This is a genomic window from Bradyrhizobium sp. CCBAU 11434, from assembly GCF_028128895.1.
GTDB classification, from domain to species: Bacteria; Pseudomonadota; Alphaproteobacteria; order Rhizobiales; family Xanthobacteraceae; genus Bradyrhizobium; species Bradyrhizobium zhengyangense.
Genome location: NZ_LBJX01000100.1, coordinates 18,206 through 37,028, shown reverse-complemented (window position 1 = coordinate 37,028; position 18,823 = coordinate 18,206). Strand labels below are relative to the sequence as shown.

The window sequence follows — 18,823 nt, the reverse complement described above, 5'->3', positions numbered from 1 at the left end:
TAGACCAACTATTCTCCGATCTGCATGTCAGAGGGTTGATATTCATCAACTGCCTCGTCGATCACTGTTTGAACAATAAGGCACCTTCGCTGACCGGAAGCTGTTGAGGCATGTCAGCAAATTGTAAGGTCAAATCGGCGATAAAGACCGGCTATGAAGCCGAAGTGGTACATCTCCTTCGAACCAGCGAACCGCGGAACAAACCGCATTTACCGGCGCGAGACCAAAACCTTTCTCACGGAAGCGGAGGCCAAGGCATTTGCACGGATGATTCTCGAGCGCGCCCTACGCATTTCCGCCGGGACAATAAATCCTGTTCAGCCAAAACGAGTGATTGGATCGAAGCGTGAACTTTCTGAGTGGCTCTCTCGGACTTGATCAAAATACTGGCGCCGACGCCTATAGCGTCAGGCTTGCTGCTGCGAAGTTGCCGAGGCGTTCGATTCTGTTGCGGAAGGACTCGAGAGCTTGGAGATCGCAGACCGCGGAGCGATTCTCGCTTTCAGCCCGCCGAGCTCCGACTTCGAAAGGTGCAGCCCCCACTCATACGCGTCCAGGACGTCCTGGACGATTGCAAGACCCAGGCCCGCGGTTCCTCCGCGCTCGTCAAGGCGGGCACCACGCTCGATCACCCGCTCGAGCTGACTTGGCTCGATCCCTTCGCCATCATCTTCTACAACAAGGGACAGCCCGTCGTCGGCGGCGGTGATGCGCACACGGCCCGTAGCATGGCGGGCGGCGTTCTCGATCAGATTGCCTAGCACTTCCGCGAGGTCGGTCCTGTCGAGCGGGAGGGACAGATCGTCGCCGACAAGGTTCTCGAACGTCACTCGCGCGCCGTCGGGAGTGCGCGAGATGGTCGCGATGATCGACCCTATGAGCGGCTTCACAGAGGCGGATGTTGCGGCGTTACCCCTGGCGCTACCGCGAATCCTCGCCCGTGCGAGTTCGCGGTCGACGTGACGGCCCATGGCTTCGCCGACGGCATCAATGTCCCGAGCGATGTCGCGCTCGCCCCTCTCCCGAAGCCGCGAAGCATCGGCCGCGAGAGCAGCAAGCGGCGTCTTCAGACCGTGCGCCAAGTCGGCGGCGCGACCGCGAGACCGTTCGATTTCGTGTTCCTGCGCATCAATGAGTGCGTTGACTTCCTCGACGAGAGGTTGGACTTCGGTCGGGACCGAGGATGGCAGGTGGCGAATTCGCCCCGCTCTGATATCGGCCACTCCGCGGCGCAGCGCGACCAGGGGATGCAAGCCAACGCCGACCTGGACCCAGGTCGCAAGCGCCAGCACCCAGCCGAGAAGGACCAGCGCGATCGAGAGATCCTTGGCGAACGCCGAGCTTGCCTCCGACACCCTCGCCAGGTCCTCGGCGACGGCAAGGCGGACGGTCACCGGCTTCCCGCCTGCGGAAAGCGTGACGGCGCGCTCGGCAACCAGCACGCGCTGGCCACCGGGACCGGAAGCTTCGTGCTGGTGCGTTTCGCCAGGCCTTAGACGGTCGGCCGGAAGCTCCATAGCCGAATCCCACAGCGACCGCGAGCGAAGCAACTGCCCATGATCATCGCCGACTTGCCAGTACAGCCCGGAAAGAGGATCGGCGAACCGAGGATCGACGGGGCTCTGCGACAACACCAGCTTGCCCTGAGGGTCGACATCGATATTCGCGAGTAGCTGCTTCAGATGGACGTCGAGATCTTGCGCCAAGGTGCGTGAGACATGACGCTCGAAGAGGACGACGAGCGCGCCGCCGGCGGCCGCAAGCGCGATCAGGATCGCGACGATACCGCCGGCGACAAGTCGCAGTCTGAGCGAATGCCGTTTCATGCGGGTGCATCTGGCATCATATAACCGAAACCGCGCCGCGTCTCTATCGCGCCGGGGCCCAGCTTCTTGCGCACGCGGCCGACCAGCACCTCAAGTGTGTTGGAATCGTGCTCTTCGCCGTGACCGTAGACGTTCTCGTCAATCTCCTGCTGCGAAACGACTCGCCCGCGATTACGGAGCAGGTGGGCAACTAGCCTGTACTCGAGCGGTGAGAGCGTGATCGGCACGCCGCGGCGGGTCACCTTCATCTGGCGCTCGTCGAGCGTGATCTCGCCCGCCGTTATGACCGAGGAGCCGTGCCCCGCGGAGCGCCGAACGATGGATCGCAGCCGGGCCAGAAGCTCCTCCATCCGGAACGGCTTCGGCAGGTAGTCGTCCGCGCCGGCGTCGATGCCGTCTACGCGCTCGGCCCAGCTTCCCCGTGCCGTGAGGATGAGAACGGGCATGTGGCGGCCGTTGGTGCGCCAGCGCTTCAGGACGGCGAGGCCGTCCATTCCGGGGAGACCCAGGTCGAGAACGACGGCACCGTAGTCCTCAGTGTCGCCGAGGAACCAGGCGTCCTCTCCGCTCGCGACGGTCTCAACCACATACCCGGATGCTTCGAGCGCGTGCGAGATATCCGACGCGATCCGCTGGTCGTCCTCGACAAGAAGCACGCGCATCACTTCTCCTTGGTCCGCTCGACTGCGCCGCTGCGGGCATTGACATGGATCTCGAACACGCGCCCCTTCTCGTCGACGACCCGGAATTCGTACATCCAAGCTCCGGCCTCTCGTTCGAGTTTCACCCCGACAACTTCGCCCGGAAGCTTGCCCTTGACCGTGTTGAGAATGTCGGCAAGCGGTCGTATCTCGCCAGCTTCTACCGCCCGTCGCGCGTCGTCATGATCGCGAGCAATCGCCGGTGCCCCGCCACCTGCCAGCAGGGTGGCGGCAAGGATCGGGGCGCAAATTCTGCGCGGGCGAAAGTTCATGAAACAACTCGTCATCGGGAAGATATGGATGCCAGATATCACCTGACAAATCGCTGACTTGGCTCAACAGATGTCAGTCAGGCCGCTTCTGGCAGGTTGCCCCGCATCGCCGGCGCATGGTGCGGCCGGCCACCGTCAGGAGATACCTATGCGCAAGATCGCCTTTCTTACCGTCGCCGCTGTCACGCTCGGAGCGGCCACCGCCCAGGCCGGCAGCCTCGGCAAGCCGTGCACCTCGGCCCCGGAGGCCCAGTGGCTGCCGATCGCGCAGTTGCAGGCCAAGGTCGAGGCTCAGGGCTACAAGGTTCAGAAGGCCAAGCTCAAGAACGCTTGCGGCGAGCTCTACACGCTCGACAAGACCGGCAACCGGGTCGAGCTGTTCGTGGATCCAACCAACGGCCAGATCATCGCCCAGATGTGACGATCCGCAAATGAGAACCGTGAGCAACACGATCGGAGCCGGCGGCGCGACGCCGCCGGCCACGGTCAAGGTCTGGGATCCGTTCGTCCGGATCTTCCACTGGTCACTGGTCGCCTGTTTCGTCATCGCCTACGCCACCGGCGACGAGATCGAACGGGTGCATGTCGCGGCCGGCTATGCCATCGCCGCCCTCCTCGCGGCCCGCATCGTCTGGGGCTTCGTCGGCCCGCGGCATGCGCGCTTTTCGAGCTTCGTTCGTCCGCCGCGCGAGGTGCTGGCCTATGTCCGAGACGTCGTGATGCTCAGAGCTCCCCGCTACATCGGCCACAACCCGGCAGGCGGTACCATGATCGTCGCGCTCCTGATCGCACTGGCCGGCACGTGCGCCACGGGCTACATGATGACGACGGACGCCTACTGGGGCTCTAAGCTGATCGAACACGTCCACGAGTTCCTGGCGAACCTGACCGTCGGCCTGGTCGTGGCACATGTCCTCGGCGTGTTAATCGCAAGCTTCGAGCATCGCGAAAACCTGGTCGCGTCGATGATCTCCGGCCGCAAGAGGGCCGCTGAATAGGCAGCCCTCTTCGAGCTCGACCCGCGAATTCCATTCCAACCTGGAGCACCCCTGTGCCAGCCACCCCGCACATCGAAAAGCACTTCACTTCCTCCGAAAGCGTCCGCGACGTCGTGATCGGGATGGCCGACGGCCTGACCGTGCCGTTCGCGCTGGCGGCCGGTCTTTCCGCGGCGGTTGCCAACACGGACGTGATCGTCACCGCTGGACTCGCCGAGGTCGTCGCTGGCGCCATCGCGATGGGCCTCGGCGGATATCTCGCCGCACGCACGGACGCAGAGCACTACGCTGCCGAGGAGCAGCGCGAGCACCACGAAATCGATCACCTGCGCGAGCGGGAGGTCGAAGAAGTGGAGCAGATCTTTCGCGACTACGGTCTCGAAGGAGATGCGCTGAAGTCCGTCGTTGGCGCGGTCGCTTCAAACCGGCAGCGATGGGTCGACTTCATGATGCGCTTCGAACTGGGTTTGGAGCGTCCGGATCCGAAACGCGCGCCGATCAGCGCCGCAACGATCGGAGGTTCTTATGTCGTCGGGGGCCTGATTCCGCTCGTGCCGTACATGTTCACGAAAGATATCGGGACCGCCCTACAGATCTCGGTGGCTGCGACCGGCCTGGCCCTGCTCTGCTTCGGAGCCGTCAAAGGGCAATTCACAGGCGTCAACAAGATCAAGTCGGCGCTGCAAACATTGCTCGTCGGGGGATTGGCCGCCGGGGCGGCGTATTGGCTCGCGCACCTGTTCGGATAGCGTGCCCTCATCGCACATCCGCAAGCCATCCTCTGACGGCCGCGCTGGTTGTCTGCGTGGCGACCAACGGCAACGCACTAGAGATAATCACGATCGACCACATTTCAGCAGTTGGGGGCGCAAGCTGCAAGAGATGCGCAGCCGACGGTAGGTAGGGCGGTACAACGAGTAGTGTTGCACAGAGTACAAGCGCGCCCCACAACCAGCCGTTCCGCGTCACCTCGTTGACGAACAGCGGCGAGCACGGATCACGCATGTTGAACGTGTGCCAGAGCTGGGCGAAGGCGAGCGTGAGGAACGTTGTGGTGACGGTTGATGATGCATCGAGAGCGAGCCAGGACGACGCAGCCAGCGCCCCGAACGTGCCGGCGGTCAACGCCGCTCCGTGCAGGACAATCGTGATCCATTGCCGGCGGCCCAGAATCGGCTCCTTTGGATCCCGCGGCGGCCGCTTTAGGATGCCCTCCTCGCCCTCGCCCATGGCAAGCGCGAAAGCTGGGAATACGTCTGTTACCAGATTGAGATACAGGATTTGCAACGGCAGGAGCGGCAAAGGAAGCGCCAGCGACACCGCAAGGCCGACCGCCAACACCTCGCTGAGATTGCAGGACAAGAGGTAGGCGACGAAGCGACGGATATTGGCGAAGATCACGCGCCCTTCGTGGATCGCCTTGATGATGGTTGGAAATGCATCGTCGAGCAGGATCATGGCTGCCGCTTCGCGCGCGACATCGGTGCCGCGCAAGCCCATCGCCACACCGATGTCGGCCTGCCGAAGGGCTGGCGCATCGTTCACCCCGTCTCCCGTCATGGCGACGATCTCGCCCTCAGCCTGATAGGCCCGGACGAGGGCGAGTTTTTCATCTGGCGTTACTCTCGCGAAGATCCCGATGTCTCGGAGCGCAGGCTGCCCGGTTTCAATCATCTGGCTGACATTCTTGCCCTCCACGACATTCGCAACGTTCTCCCCGAGATCGACGGCACGGCCGATACTTTGCGCCGTCACGACGTGATCGCCGGTGACCATCACGACGCGAATGCCCGATTGCCTGCAGGCCTTTATGGCCGGCGGCACGTCGGCGCGCGCGGGGTCTTCTAGGCCGACAAGACCCGCGAGCACTAGCCTGTCATAGGGTGCGGCATCGGCCAGTTGATCGATTCTCGTTGCGCAGGCGAGCACGCGCAGGCCCTGATGGCCAAGCCGATCGGCTCGGCTGAGCCACTCTGCTCGCATGGCGTCATCAAGCGCGACTTCGCCGTTACCGACGGCTACGCGCGTCGCCGCCGCCAGGATCGCCTCGGGCGCCCCCTTTACGGCGATCAGCACACCTTCCCCATGCTCATGAACGGTCGCCATCATCTTGGCGACGGCATCAAAAGCATGCTTGCGTACGACGCCGTGACTTTCCAGCAAGGCTGTCCGCCTGAAGCCGGCGCGTAGCCCGGCACGCAAAAGCGCGATCTCCATGGGATCGCCGTTGCCGCGCTCTTCGGAATCATCGAGATGCGCGTCGTTGCAGAGGACCGCAATCCGGAGCAATTCGGCGGCCTGTGGATCGTCGGCGACCTGCGGACCCTCGCTTCCCTCTTGAACGCCGGTCCCGAGCTCGACCTCGCCCGAAGATGTACAGAGCCGTCGCACCGTCATCCGATTTTCGGTCAGGGTCCCGGTCTTGTCGGTAAGAATGACCGTGGTCGCACCGAGCGTCTCGACCGCCGAAAGGCGCTCGATCAAGGCATTTTGTCGCGCCATTCGCCACATACCTCGGGCGAGCGCAAGCGTCGCGACGATGGGGAGACCTTCCGGAATCGCGGCGACGGCGAGCGCGATAGCCGCCTCGATCATCAGGAGAGGGTCTTTGCCACTCAATAAACCAATGCCACCGATGATAGCGGCGACAGCGACAGTCGCCCAGACTAGTTGCACCGACAGACGTTCGAGCTTGCGCTCGAGGGGTGAATGACCGGGATCAGCTTCGAGAACTAGCCGCGTCACCTTACCGAGTTCTGTGATGATCCCGGTCGCGACCACCACACCAGCGCCGGTGCCGCGCGTAATTGCGGTGCCCTTGAACGCCATCGACGCGCGATCACTCATACGGGTGTCTTTGCTGACTAGCTCGATCTGCTTATCGACGGCGACGGATTCTCCGGTCAGTGACGATTCGTCTGCTGAAAGACGAGATGTCTCGATGAGGCGCAGGTCGGCCGAAATGGCATCACCGGCCTCCAGGACCACTACATCGCCCGGAACCAGTTCCTCGGCCGGGATCACATGAACCCGCCCCTCGCGTCGAACACGGGCGGTCCGCATGCCGAGCGCACGCAAAGCCTCGATCGATCGGACCGCTTTCAACTCGGTTGCGAAGCCGATCAGCGTATTGATGGCAAGCACCGCAAAGATGGCGCTGCCCTCCTCGAGTTCGCCGAAATAAAACGCAAGGCTGGCTGCGCCGCTCAGGAGATATACGACTGGACTCTTGAATTGGTGCAGCAGCAAGCCCAGCGCACCGGCCGAACGTCGCGAAGCGATAGTGTTCGCACCGAAATGCTTGCGCCGTGCGCTAACCTCTGCTTCGGACAGCCCCTCGGCGCCGCACACGCGTAACTGCGCGAGCAGCTCTGCCACGGACAGAGCATGCGGAAATTTCGGGAGTATCAGCGGGTCAACGACTTCCTGTTTCGCGATGTCTAACCTCCCTTGCGCCGGAGCGGACAGATTATATCGCCAAGCCGGGCCTAAGCCGCCACGGCTTCGTAGATGTCCTCTTCCTGGGCGGTATGCATCCGCACCAACGTCTCGATCGCCTCGATCACGCGTTGCGCGTCTCGCACGAGATAGCGGTCGATTTTTTCCGAGGGCATGTCCTCGACGATCCGGCTCAGCAGCCGGGCAAGATGCAGGATCTCGCGATGCGCACGACTCATGGCAGAGAGCCCGTGACGCTCGCGTAGAACCTCCGCAAGTCTCGGATAGATGCTGTCTTCGTCATCGCGCTCGTGTTTCACGACGCTGCTCTGAACCAGCCGCTGGGCCTCGCCGATCAATGTCCCGGCCGATTCGGGCGTCACGTCGTCCAGGGCATCAACGATTTTGCGCAGGCGGTCCAAATCCCGGAATAAGGTCTGATGATCGTGACGCAATGTCAGCCCCTGCTCCTGGGTGAAGCGCCGGCCACCGGCGCCGAAGGCCGGAGTGAGCGCGCGCAGCGCGTTCAGGATGACGGCGACATCGATCACCTCCTGCGCAATAGCCGCCGGTACTGGGGCGAGCCAACCCAGAGTGGCAGCGACCATCGCGACGAGCGACAGCCCCATGCCGACGACAATACTTTGCAGGGCAATCCGTCGCGCCCGCTGCGCAATGATGATCGCTTCGCCCACACGGTCGAGGCGGTCGGCCAGGATCACCACATCAGCCGCTTCAGACGAAGCGCTGGCGCCCCGCGCCCCGAGCGCGACCCCGACGTCGGCTACGGCCAGCGCCGGGGCGTCGTTGATGCCATCGCCGACCATGATGGTCGCATGCAGCCGCTGCTCGCCCCTCACCGCTTCGACTTTGTCGGAAGGGACGCGGTCGGCCAGCACGGCATCGAGGTCGAGCGCCGCGCCGATGGCCTGCGCCGCCGCGGCGCGATCACCGGTGACCATCACCATGCGCGCGATGCCCGCATCGCGCAGCAACCGGATCGCCCGCGGCGTATCGGCCCGCAGTTCGTCCGCCAGCAGCAACGCCCCTATCGTACGCCGGTCGACGGCGACAAACACGATCAGCGCCGACCGCCACGAGGCGCGCCGGATTGCCCGCAATTCCCATGGCGACAGCTCGGCATTCGAGGGGAGCATCTGTCGCGAGCCGGCGGTGACCTGCCGTCCATCGATCAGGCCGCTCAGGCCCGATCCCATCGCCTCCTTGACCTGTTCGGGCGCTTTCAGCTTGAGGCCGCGCTCGACCGCCGCCGCCACCACGGTCTTGGCAAGCACGTGATGCGAAGCCTGCTCAAGCGATGCCCCGAGCCTGAGAACCTCATCCGGGTCCCCTCCCGGTGCAACCTCGATCGAAAGCAGACGCGCCCCTCCGACGGTCAGGGTGCCCGTTTTATCGAACAGCACCGTATGCGCGCGCGCCAGCGCCTCCAGCGCCCCACTGCCCTTGGCCAGGATGCCGCGGCGCGCCGCTTGCGCGACGCCGGCAATGAAAGCGACCGGTGCAGCCAGGATCAGCGGACAAGGCGTAGCCGCTACCAGTACGGCAAGACTGCGGGTCAGATCACCGGAGATCCGCCACGCCACGAACGCGATCGCGATCGTCACTGGCAGAAGGATCAGCGCGTAGCGATCAGCCATCCGCACAAAGGGAGCTTTTGCCGTCTGCGCTGCCGTCACCATGCGCACGATGCCAGCATAGGTGCTCTCGCCGGCGGGCGCGGTCACCGTCAACTCGAACGTCTCGCCCGCATTCAGCGAACCCGACAGAACGGCACTGCCACGCGCTTTCTCGGCCGGGATCGGTTCGCCGGTCACGGCGGACTCGTCAATGGTAGCCGAGGACGAGCCAACGATGCCGTCGACCGGCACGATCTCGCCGGCTCGCACCAGGAGTTCCTCGCCGACGGAGACGGCATCGACCGGAACATCTTCGATCCGTTCGCCGCTCTTTCGGTGAGCCTGGCGCGGCGCACGATCGACCAGCGACCGCAGGTCGCGCTCCGCGCGTGCGACCGCGATATCTTCCAGCACGTTGCCGCCCGAATACATCAAGGCGACCACGGCTCCGGCAAGCGGTTGGCCAAGCGCCAGCGCTGCGCTCATGGATAGCAGAGCAATCGCATCCACGCCGAAGCGACCGCTCAGAAGATCCCTGACGATCGAGACCGCCAGTCCTCCGATTACGGGCGCCGTGCCGAGCTCCCATGCGATATCGGCCCAGTCAGGCCGGCCAATGGCTTGTGCGAGAATACCCGCGATCAATCCTGCAATCGCGATTGCCACCAGCGTCCATCGAAGGACTCGCTCCAACAACATAGCTCCGTTCCATATCTTGCGAATGAATCTGATCCGAAACCCGCTTCGCCGTTTGAGCAAATAATTGCAGTGCAATAACAATTGTATCTGGAAGCCTCATGCGACCATGACCTGAATCAACATCTGGCTTACCGTTTGTCCGATACTTACTTGGAGGAGGCCGTCATGCGCACACTAGCTCGCGTTCTCACGGTGTTTTCCGTGTTATCGTTCGGCATGCCCTGCTCCGCCGGTCAGCCTGGAACGACCGAGGGTTACTCGCCGTCCAAGTCATCACAGCGCGCTGGGGAGCGTCAGCCGGAAGCGACGGACCAAACCCGAAATACCAGTCATCGGCTGCAGCGAATGATGGACCAGCGGGACTGGGATCACCGCAAAGCTGGCCGCGAGTGGCGGCTGCGGGACGACAAGAATCCAAGTCATTGAGCGTCCATACTCACAAAACTCGCGCACGGCAGACGAGAAAGGCAATCGCGTGGTCTGATCGGCGCTAGTTTTGGCAAGGATGCAATCACCGCGCAGACTCAGTGCTGCCGGGGATAGACTGCTTTCGCTCGACAATCGCAGTGGAAAGCCGCCCGTAGAGATCTCGGCGTCTCGCAAGAGGCCACCAGTCGTAAAGAAATATCTCGAGCGGACGCCAGTTTGCGACCCACCCAAGGATCAGGAAGCTTTCCTCAACCAACCTTCGGAAAGGGGCTTCAATGAGGTATCCAGCGGCAAAATGTGCCGAGAAAAGGCACGCGATCAGGATTGTAACGCCGATTGCGAGAGACCTCCGGCCGACCCGGAATAGTTCGTTCAGGTCGCCTTGGATGGCGCCAGCCCGGCCCGCGAAGTACCGGCTGAAGGCTTCCGGAAGCTCCTGGGCCAGTCGCGTCTGTCCTTGATCAACCGGAAAGTGGACGATGATCCTGAAAGGACGATTGCGCGGCAATTCTCTTGCCCATCCAACGATGTAGTCCTCGACTTCTCGGTCGAGGTCCTTGTCGCGAAAGGGGTACGGATCGAGCGTGTGAAAGAGCTGTTCGACCGTGCCGACGCGCATTTCGATAATGTTGTCTGCCTTTTGGTCTTCTTTGCGCATTTCGTTCCGCCTAAGCGCTTGTTGATCCACGTCAGGGCAACATTGATCGTTTCCGCGCAACTTGGATCGTCTTTTTGGTTCTGGCCACGGACTATTGTTCCCCCTCTGTGTTTTGATCTGGCGCATCCCGGAGCTCGACGGATGACAAGGACACGAGCCGACCTACTTCGCCGTGAAATCCTTCCTTTCTTCGCGGCATTTGCGGCGCTCGTCCTTGTAGCTCTGCTTGTCGATGCCGTCCTTCATGCGTTCGGCAAAGTCTGGATTGGACGCTATCTCGGAATTCCCGGAACTCTCCTCATTCTCGCGTCGTTCAGCTATTCGCTCAACAAGCGGAAATTGCTCGACCTCGGACGCCCCGTACAACTCCTCGTCTTTCATCAGAGAATGGCCTGGGCCGGGTCGTTGCTAATCCTGGTGCACGCCGGCGTCCATTTCAACGCAATTCTGCCGTGGCTGGCTGTCGGAGCGATGCTGACCAACGTCGGGAGCGGCCTCACGGGAAAGTATTTGCTGAAGAGCGCGGGGCTCAGACTGGAATCCGCACGGCAGAAGTTGCGTGAGGAAGGCGTGTCCCAGGCCGCCCTTGATGAGCAATTGTACTGGGACAGCCTGGCGTTTGATGCAGTCAGGCAATGGAAGATCGTGCATTTGCCGATCACGCTCGCCTTCGCAGTACTGGCCATCGCGCACGTTGTAACTGTTCTTCTGTTTTGGGGCTGGCGATGAGACGCGTCACCCTGCTGGCAATCACGTTGAGCATCACGGCAATCATGGCGCTCGCCGGTACCTACCCGGACCTGATGATCAGTCCGGGGCATATGAGCGAAGGGCACGCAACGCTCGCGACCGATTGCTTCGGCTGCCATGCACCGTTTCGCGGCGCATCATCCCAACGATGCATGAGTTGTCACTCTGTTGCAGATATAGGCTTGCGTACAACGAACGGTGTCCCGCTCGCGAACGATACTCAAAAGGCAAGCTTCCATCGAGATCTCACCGTCGAGGACTGTGTCGCTTGCCATAGCGAGCATGTCGGCTTGTTTCCGACGCGCAGCCGTAAACTTTTCCGCCATGATCTGCTTCCGGTTTCAAAGCGAGAGCGGTGCGAAAGCTGTCATGCAGCGCCCAAAAGCGACTTCCATGTGAATTTTACCGCAAACTGCATGCAATGCCATGGCCTGGAACGCTGGAAGCCCGCTACCTTCGATCATTCCGAGTTCTTCAAGCTGGATTCAAACCACAATGCAAATTGCGCAACCTGCCACCCCGGCACCGATTTCAAGCAATACACGTGCTACGGCTGCCATGCCCACAACGTGGAGAACGTGCGCCGCGAACACATGAAGGAAGGCATAGTAAACATCGAGAATTGTGTGCGCTGTCATCGAAGCGCCCGTAAATGATATGGTCGCGTGGCGGTTGGGACCAGCAGCGGCCCGGAACAAGCAAGAAGGCGGGCGGTCTCTTCAATCCGGTCGTGGTGCGACGCGCGTACCCGGTGCAACGCGGTCGCTAGGGTAGACGATGACCTCTTCGCCGGGAGTAAGTCCGGCGGCCACGGCTGCGAGGCGGCCGGACCGGCGTACGAGCTCAATCTGGCGCAATTCGGCGCGACCTTCCCTCGCAACATAGACATTCCAGCCTTCCCCGCGACGAAAGAGCGCACCGGCCGGAATGATCGTGGCATCGTCCAGCGCGAAGACGGTGATCTGAACATCCACCTGATAGGCGTCGCCCAGCCGCGCCCACTGCTCCGTTGGCGAGAGGATATCGACGAGAACATTCACCCTCTGCTCCTCGACGCCAAGCGTCGAGATCTTGGTAAAGGCCGCCGGCTCGACCCGGCGAACGCGACCCTTCAGCTTTCCCTGCCCGCCCCAATGATCGATGACGACCTCAGCTCCTGGTCGGATCTCGACGGCATCGGTGCTCAAGACGTCGACGACGACTTCGATATCCCCGGCGTCGCCGATATCCAGGAGTGGAGCGCCCGGCTGGACGATCGTCTCGCTTTCCTGCGCGACCTTCAGCACCACGCCGGCAACCGGCGATGCGATGTTCCAGCTTTCCGGCTGCCCGCCGCCGTCACTACCGTATCGCGCCAACAATGCGCGCTGTTGGCTGATCTCATGCTCAGCGGCGTGATCCTGAAACTCCGCCGCACGCAAATCCCTATCGGCAAGACGCATCGCGAGTTCTGCACGCTCGAGGGCCTGCGCTGTTGCAGCCCCTTGCTGAGCCAAGGTTTTGGTCCGCATCAGGTCGGTGTTGGCCTGTTCCCTCTGGGCCTGCGCACGCTCGACAATTGCCTTGGCGCGCTCCAGGTTGGCTTCGGCTGTTCCGAGCATTTCCTCGACTTCGCGGCGGGTCCGGGAATCCATCAGCGGGGCCGGAGATGGGGTGATCGTCGCAACGGCATCATCGACCCGAATCTGGTCGCCGACCTTGAAGCGGACTCGGTTCAGCCGCCCCGCGAGCGGCGCGGCCACCACGTATCGCTCACGCACGCGGGTCTTGCCGTCTTCGTCTACGGTGGCGACGAACCTTCCCTTCGTCACCGCGGCAGTCTCGACCGGCACCGGCGCCGGCATCAAGAGCCAGGCCGTGATTCCGGCGGCGGCCAGAAGCCCGCCGGCAATCCCGATATGGCGGCCCGTGATGCGCATGCTCATTCCCTGGTCTTGAGAGCCGCGACCAGATCGAGCCGATCGACACGGCCTTTGACGATGTAGGCGCTGGCGGCGGCCGCCGCCAGCACGACACCCACTGCGATGAAATAGGTCTGCGGCGCGATCACAGCGGGTATCTGGAAGCTCTCGTTGGAATGAAATCTGGCGATCAGGCCGATGACGGCGTGAGACAGCGGCAGGCCGATCAGAATCCCCAGCGCGATCTCGATGGCGAACTCGCCGAACAGGATGCCCGCAACCTCGCCGCGGGTAAAGCCCAGCACCCGCAGGCTGGCCAATTCCCATGCGCGCTCCTGCAGGCTGATGCGCGCACTGTTGTAGACCACCCCCACCGTGATGATGGTGGCGAAAGCGGCAAGGATGCCGGCGGTTACGAAAACAAGACCAGCGATCTTCTCGATAAAGGAGGAGAGCGTATACGCTTTCATCGACACCGATTCGATGGTCGGGAGGTTCTTGAACCTCCGCCCCAATGCCGGCATCGCCGCCGGCTCGACGTACAGGCTCGCAGCCGAAATCACGGCGCCCTCGTCGGTGAAGCGGTTCAGGGTCTCGATCTCCATGTAGGATGCCATTCCGATCGACTCGTCGACGATGGCGCTGACCGGGAGATCGCGCTTGCGCCGCCGCCCCTCCATCGCCTCGACCGCAATGACATCGCCGGCTTTCACATCGAGCCGTTCGGCAAGCCGCCGGGTGAGCGTAATCCCGTCGGGCGTGGCCGCGATTGGGCGCAGCATAGCGTCGTGCGGTCGGCGCAGCTGGTCCCCTGCAGACAGGCCGATCACGGACGTCAAATAGCTACGCTGCCCGGCGCGGAGCCGCACCGGCACGATGCGCTGCCCTTCCGCCACGAGAACGCCGGGCTCGCGTGCCAGATCGCGCATGATCGAACGATCCATGGGGTGCGGAAACGTCACCGTCGCGTTGCCGCGTTCGACCAGGTTGAACTGGAGGTCTATCATCTCGCTGATGGCGTCGCGCCAAAAAATTCCCAGCACCATCATCGGGATGGCAAAGGCCACTCCGGCCACGGTCAGCAGCGAACGGAATGGACGTCCCGCAGTATTCCGCAGGATCATCAGCCGGCGTGACCTGGTCGCGGTGCGTGGCAGGAGCGCTTCGATCCAGGAGCGGCGAAAGCCAAGCGGCGCGGCCGGCCGCATGGCGACCGCTGGCGCAAGGCAGACGACCTGCCGTAATGCAGTCAAGACGCCGAGAGAAGCCGCGGTCAGGCTGATCGCAATGCCCAGCACTGCCGACCAAGGGGTGAGCCCGAACGGCAGCTCCGGCAGACGAAAGAACCCCTGATAACTTGCGATCATCGCTTTTCCAAAGCCCCAGCCGGCTGCAATTCCCAGCACCGACCCGATCAGCACGATGACGAGTATTAGCTTCAGATAGTGCAGGATCAGCGCCGCGGTTGGAAAGCCCAACGCCTTCAACGCAGCGATCTGCTCGCGCTGGGCAGCCACCAGCCTGCCCAGGGCGCTGTTGAGCAGGAACGCTGCGACGCCGAAGAAGATGAACGGGATGGTGGTCGACATCACCTTCTGCTGGTTCAGCTCGTCTTCGAGAAACCGGTTGGACGGCTGATCCCGTCGCTCGACAGCGCCGACCGATCCGTAAGGTTCGAGCACCCGATCCAGCTCGTCGATCACCGGTTTCGGATCGGTGCCCGGCGCCAGCGAAATGACGGCATCATTGAAAGCCCCCTTCATATCGAAGGCGGCCTCCGCCGCGCTGCGGTCGACCCAGAGAATGGCATAGAGCCGGTCGTCCGGAATGGGCAGTCCCGGCTTGACGGCGTAGACATATTCGGGTGAGAGAGCCACGCCTGTAACGTGAAAGGCTTCCACCTTTCCGTTCAACAGCACGCGGATGTCATCGCCTGGCTTCACCCCATTGACCTCCGCGAACGCCTCATTGATCGCGGCCTCTCGCAAGGAGCCGGGTCCGGGCGCCGTACCTCGCCGTAAATGCAGCCGAGCAAGGTTCTCGTCCCCCGCGTGCGCAAGCGATACCATGCGGGCCGAGACCGGCTGCGGAGCCGACGGCCAGTCGACGATGACTTCACGGACGATGCGCGGCACGACCGCGGCAACGCCGGGAATTGCGTTGAGCTGCAGGACGATTGACAATGGTGCGCGCTTGAGCGTCACGAACACATGCGGAAAGCGCGTCGTCGCGTAGAAGCGCTCCACGGCCGTATCAAGGGACTCGTATGTCGAGACCGCCCCCACGAAGACGGCGACGCCAGCGGCGACCAGCAAGGCGATGGTGAGCACCTGCCCCCGCATGGCATTGATGTCGCGCAAAAGTTTTCGATCGAGCAGGCTCACCACCGCACCTCTTCCGCCGAGAGCCGGTGTGCATTGCGCTCCTCTCCGACGATCCGCCCGCCGCCAAGCCGCAACACGCGGTCCGCCATCCCCGCGATCGCGGCATTGTGTGTGATGACGATCGTGGTGGTGCCCAACCTTTCATTGGCCCGTGCGATGGCCGCAAGCACCACCTTGCCGGTCTCGTAATCCAACGCACCGGTCGGTTCGTCGCACAACAAGACGTCGGGTGACTTGACGATGGCGCGGGCCACCGCGACGCGTTGCTGCTCGCCGCCGGACAGTTGCGAGGGGAAATGGTCGATCCGCTTTTCAAGCCCGACCAGGGCGAGCACCTCGAGCGGATCGAGCGGCTTGTCCGCGATCTCGTTGACCAACGCAACGTTCTCCAGCACCGTGAGGCTGGGGATAAGGTTGTAGAACTGAAAAACGAAGCCGACATGTTCGCGCCTGTAGCGCGTCAACTCGGCGTCGGTCGCGCCAACCAGATTGTGGTCGCGCCAATGGGCCTCGCCCGAGGTCGGACTGTCCAGGCCGCCCAGGATGTTCAGCAAGGTCGACTTGCCCGATCCGGACGGCCCGAGGAGCACGACGAACTCGCCTTCAAAGATGTCGAGATCGACGTCGCGCAGCGCATGCACGTCGATCTCTCCCATTCGATAGGTCTTCGAAAGCCCCCTGGCGTGAAACACCGGCGATCCGGTGCTATTCGTCTTGGGCGGATGGACGTCCATCGGCATAGCCCGCTTACCGCCATCCTTCAGAAATTTGGCCGGTTCTGATCGATTCAGTGCGACAACAGCACGGGAATTGGCGGCCTCGTCAGTATGCTGCGGGTCGCGCCTCCCAATATGAACTCGCGTAAGCGGGAATGACCATACGCCCCCATGACGAGCAGATCTGCCCTGCGGGAAGCTATTTGAGCCGCAAGAGCATCGCCAATGGCCCGTCCTGCAGCGTCGACCTCCTCGACGACCACATCGACGCCGTGACGCGAGAGATTCTTCGCCAGTTCGGACGGCGAACGCCGGCTCGAAATCGCCTTCTCGTTGGTCACCGTGACAATGAAGACCTCTCGGGCCTTCTCCAGGATCGGGATCGCATCGGAAACGGCACGCGCCGCCGCGCGGCTGAAATCCCACGCAACGATCACCCTGTTGAGTTCGGCGTCCCTGGACGCAGTAGCCTCGGGCAGCACCAGCGTCGGTCTTCCCGAACCGAAGATAATCGCTTCCGCATACCATTGGTCGTAGGATTCCGGCACCGGCACGATGGTGAGATCGCGCAGCCGCGCATAGTCCACCAGGAGATCCGGAACCTCGGAGGTCAGACAACGTTCGAGAATGGTTTCGTGCAGCAGCCCCGATTTCGTGGCGGTCGCTTCGAAAGCCGCCAGCAGGTCCTGCGCATTTTTCCTGCTCTTGTGGGCTTCGCTTGCCACCATCGATCCGACATTGCCGACCCCGGACAGGAAAGTCCCGGGTATCTCCACATGGACTTCACAAGAGATCGCCGCGATGTGGGCACCAAAGGGGGAGATCAGCGAAACGGCACGGTCGATCACGGAAACCGGCGTCGGTCCAGGATAGCTGGTCAAGGTGAGCAAAACGTCCCTTATGGCCATCGCGTGCCTCCAAACTTTCAATTTTCATAAGGTATCAGCGTCGGGTCCGGGTCGATTGATCTAGGTCAGAACACCTCCGGTTCAGCCCGTGCCGTCAAACCTCCGATCGCCGGCCCACGCCACGACCTAGGGCCTCGCACTTGAGCCAAATCAAGCGACAGTACGTCGGTCTGCCCGATATAAGCTCCGGTCGTAACTCCCCTCCTGGCCAAAAGTGGAAGACGTGCCGGAATATCCAATCGCACCTCCGGCACGCTTGCGGCGGCGTATCAGCCTGCCCCTGCTCGTTCTGTACGGCACCGGAGTGACCGTAGGAGCCGGAATCTATGTCCTGATCGGCGCCGTCGCTGGTCACGCGCAGATGTACTCATCGTGGGCGTTCGCATTGGCGGCCGCGGTCATGGCATTCACGGCCGCTTCCTATGCTGAACTTGCCACCCGCTATCCTGTCAGCGCCGGAGAGGCTGCCTACGTCCGCGCCGCATTCGGCTCCCAAGTCTTGTCCACCGCCGTCGGCTCCTTGAGGATCGTCACCGGCATCGTCTCGGCTGCCGCGGTAACTGTCGGCAGCGCAGGTTACGTGCGACAGTTGATCGAGATGCCGATGCCATTAATCGCCTTCGCGATCGTGATCGCACTAGGCGCCGTGGCGGCGTGGGGCATCCTTGAATCCGTTTTACTGGCGGGTTTCCTGACGTTGATCGAGGCGGGTGGGTTGGTGTGGATCATCGTCTCCGCGGTCCAGTCGGATGTCTCGTTCGGCTCTGCATTGTTCACACCCCCGCCCCTCGATGCAAAAGTCCTTTCGGGAATTACCTTCGCAAGCCTGCTCGCGTTCTTCGCTTTTGTCGGCTTCGAGGACCTCGCCAACGTGGTGGAAGAGGCCAAAGACCCGCAACGGGATGTCCCGCGGGCTATGGCGCTGACACTGCTGATTACCTCGGTCCTGTACATCCTCATTGCCGCTATCTCAGTCAGCGCAGTGTCTCCCAGTGTTCTCGCAGCTTCGCCCGCGCCGTTGAGCCTGGTGTTCGGTTACGTGGCGAAGATCAGTCCCACCACTTTCAGCGCAATTGCGATCGTGTCGACGCTTAACACGATACTCGCTCAGATCACCATGACGGCCCGTGTTGCATACGGCATGGCGCAGCAAGGCGACCTGCCTCGATGGGTGGGAGACGTCCATTCCCGCACGGGAACGCCGCTGGTTGCCACCGGATTGGTCATGCTCGCCGTCGCGACCCTCGCGCTGACCCTACCCCTGGAGTTGTTGGCAGAGAGCACGTCCGTGATAACGCTCCTGATCTTTGCGTTCGTTAACCTGGCCCTGCTCCGAGTTCGATCGCGACAGACGCGATCGGATACCGCGATCGTGCATGTCCCGTTATGGATACCCTCACTGGGCCTCGTCACATGTATCCTGATGATAGGCAGCGCGCTCATCCCGCGATAGCTCAACCGCGGAAAGCTCGAGGAAAGACGCGATCAATGCTTCCAGCCCCAAAA

17 protein-coding genes are annotated in these 18,823 nt (G+C 62.5%); 6 read left to right on the top strand and 11 right to left on the bottom strand.

From position 1 onward, the window contains the following. Positions 1-407 precede the first annotated feature (407 nt). Genes XI06_RS32655 through XI06_RS32645 form a run of 3 tightly spaced genes read right to left on the bottom strand, consistent with a single transcriptional unit; the run spans position 408 to position 2,799 of the window. Entirely contained in the window at positions 408-1,826 is a 1,419-nt protein-coding gene (locus XI06_RS32655) for a sensor histidine kinase (RefSeq protein ID WP_271607267.1), read from the bottom strand. Then, complete coding sequence (locus XI06_RS32650) at positions 1,823-2,488, bottom strand: response regulator transcription factor (RefSeq protein ID WP_271607266.1); 666 nt, start codon at positions 2,486-2,488, stop codon at positions 1,823-1,825. Before XI06_RS32650 ends, XI06_RS32655 begins: the two co-directional genes overlap by 4 nt. Beyond that, positions 2,488-2,799, bottom strand: a complete 312-nt coding sequence (locus XI06_RS32645; protein WP_271607265.1) for a PepSY domain-containing protein — start codon at positions 2,797-2,799, stop codon at positions 2,488-2,490. Before XI06_RS32645 ends, XI06_RS32650 begins: the two co-directional genes overlap by 1 nt. 148 nt (positions 2,800-2,947) lie before the next feature. Between XI06_RS32645 and XI06_RS32640 the strand changes: the two genes are divergently transcribed. From XI06_RS32640 to XI06_RS32630, 3 genes are read left to right on the top strand one after another with little or no spacing between them, the layout of a single operon-like run. Further along, the gene (locus XI06_RS32640; RefSeq protein WP_271607264.1) at positions 2,948-3,220 is read left to right on the top strand and encodes a PepSY domain-containing protein; all 273 of its coding nucleotides are present in this window, start codon (positions 2,948-2,950) and stop codon (positions 3,218-3,220) included. A gap of 10 nt (positions 3,221-3,230) precedes the next feature. Next, positions 3,231-3,797: a cytochrome b/b6 domain-containing protein gene (locus tag XI06_RS32635; RefSeq protein ID WP_271607263.1), complete on the top strand. Its 567-nt coding sequence runs from the start codon at positions 3,231-3,233 to the stop codon at positions 3,795-3,797. Between the two features lie 53 nt (positions 3,798-3,850). Further along, positions 3,851-4,546, top strand: coding sequence for a VIT1/CCC1 transporter family protein (locus tag XI06_RS32630; protein WP_271607262.1), 696 nt, complete (start codon positions 3,851-3,853; stop codon positions 4,544-4,546). Between the two features lie 7 nt (positions 4,547-4,553). On the opposite strand, the gene XI06_RS32625 is transcribed toward XI06_RS32630, so the two are convergent. The 4 genes from XI06_RS32625 to XI06_RS32610 form a co-directional block, all read right to left on the bottom strand. Beyond that, on the bottom strand, positions 4,554-7,175 hold the full coding sequence (locus XI06_RS32625) for a cation-translocating P-type ATPase (RefSeq protein WP_271607261.1): 2,622 nt from the start codon (positions 7,173-7,175) through the stop codon (positions 4,554-4,556). A gap of 110 nt (positions 7,176-7,285) precedes the next feature. Continuing rightward, positions 7,286-9,571 (bottom strand): heavy metal translocating P-type ATPase, encoded by a 2,286-nt coding sequence (locus tag XI06_RS32620; RefSeq protein ID WP_271607260.1) that lies wholly within the window; start codon positions 9,569-9,571, stop codon positions 7,286-7,288. 273 nt (positions 9,572-9,844) lie between these two features. Further along, on the bottom strand, positions 9,845-9,994 hold the full coding sequence (locus tag XI06_RS32615; RefSeq protein ID WP_271607259.1) for a hypothetical protein: 150 nt from the start codon (positions 9,992-9,994) through the stop codon (positions 9,845-9,847). A gap of 88 nt (positions 9,995-10,082) precedes the next feature. Beyond that, positions 10,083-10,658, bottom strand: coding sequence for a hypothetical protein (locus XI06_RS32610; protein ID WP_271607258.1), 576 nt, complete (start codon positions 10,656-10,658; stop codon positions 10,083-10,085). A 141-nt stretch (positions 10,659-10,799) separates the two neighbouring features. Here XI06_RS32610 and XI06_RS32605 point away from each other — a divergent pair, with 141 nt between their 5' ends. Then, the gene (locus XI06_RS32605) at positions 10,800-11,387 is read left to right on the top strand and encodes a hypothetical protein (protein WP_271607257.1); all 588 of its coding nucleotides are present in this window, start codon (positions 10,800-10,802) and stop codon (positions 11,385-11,387) included. Beyond that, complete coding sequence (locus XI06_RS32600; protein ID WP_271607256.1) at positions 11,384-12,064, top strand: cytochrome c3 family protein; 681 nt, start codon at positions 11,384-11,386, stop codon at positions 12,062-12,064. Before XI06_RS32605 ends, XI06_RS32600 begins: the two co-directional genes overlap by 4 nt. 63 nt (positions 12,065-12,127) lie before the next feature. Here XI06_RS32600 and XI06_RS32595 read toward each other — a convergent pair whose 3' ends face one another. The 4 genes from XI06_RS32595 to XI06_RS32580 are packed head-to-tail and all read right to left on the bottom strand — an operon-like array spanning position 12,128 to position 17,317. Next, positions 12,128-13,327, bottom strand: a complete 1,200-nt coding sequence (locus XI06_RS32595) for an HlyD family efflux transporter periplasmic adaptor subunit (protein ID WP_271607343.1) — start codon at positions 13,325-13,327, stop codon at positions 12,128-12,130. A 2-nt stretch (positions 13,328-13,329) separates the two neighbouring features. Continuing rightward, positions 13,330-15,693: an ABC transporter permease gene (locus XI06_RS32590; RefSeq protein ID WP_271607255.1), complete on the bottom strand. Its 2,364-nt coding sequence runs from the start codon at positions 15,691-15,693 to the stop codon at positions 13,330-13,332. Beyond that, the gene (locus XI06_RS32585; RefSeq protein ID WP_271607254.1) at positions 15,690-16,427 is read right to left on the bottom strand and encodes an ABC transporter ATP-binding protein; all 738 of its coding nucleotides are present in this window, start codon (positions 16,425-16,427) and stop codon (positions 15,690-15,692) included. The genes XI06_RS32590 and XI06_RS32585 overlap by 4 nt, the downstream gene beginning before the upstream one ends. A 53-nt stretch (positions 16,428-16,480) precedes the next feature. After that, the gene (locus tag XI06_RS32580; protein ID WP_271607253.1) at positions 16,481-17,317 is read right to left on the bottom strand and encodes a universal stress protein; all 837 of its coding nucleotides are present in this window, start codon (positions 17,315-17,317) and stop codon (positions 16,481-16,483) included. A 214-nt stretch (positions 17,318-17,531) separates the two neighbouring features. Here XI06_RS32580 and XI06_RS32575 point away from each other — a divergent pair, with 214 nt between their 5' ends. Then, positions 17,532-18,770: an APC family permease gene (locus XI06_RS32575; protein ID WP_271607252.1), complete on the top strand. Its 1,239-nt coding sequence runs from the start codon at positions 17,532-17,534 to the stop codon at positions 18,768-18,770. The last annotated feature ends 53 nt before the right edge of the window (positions 18,771-18,823 follow it).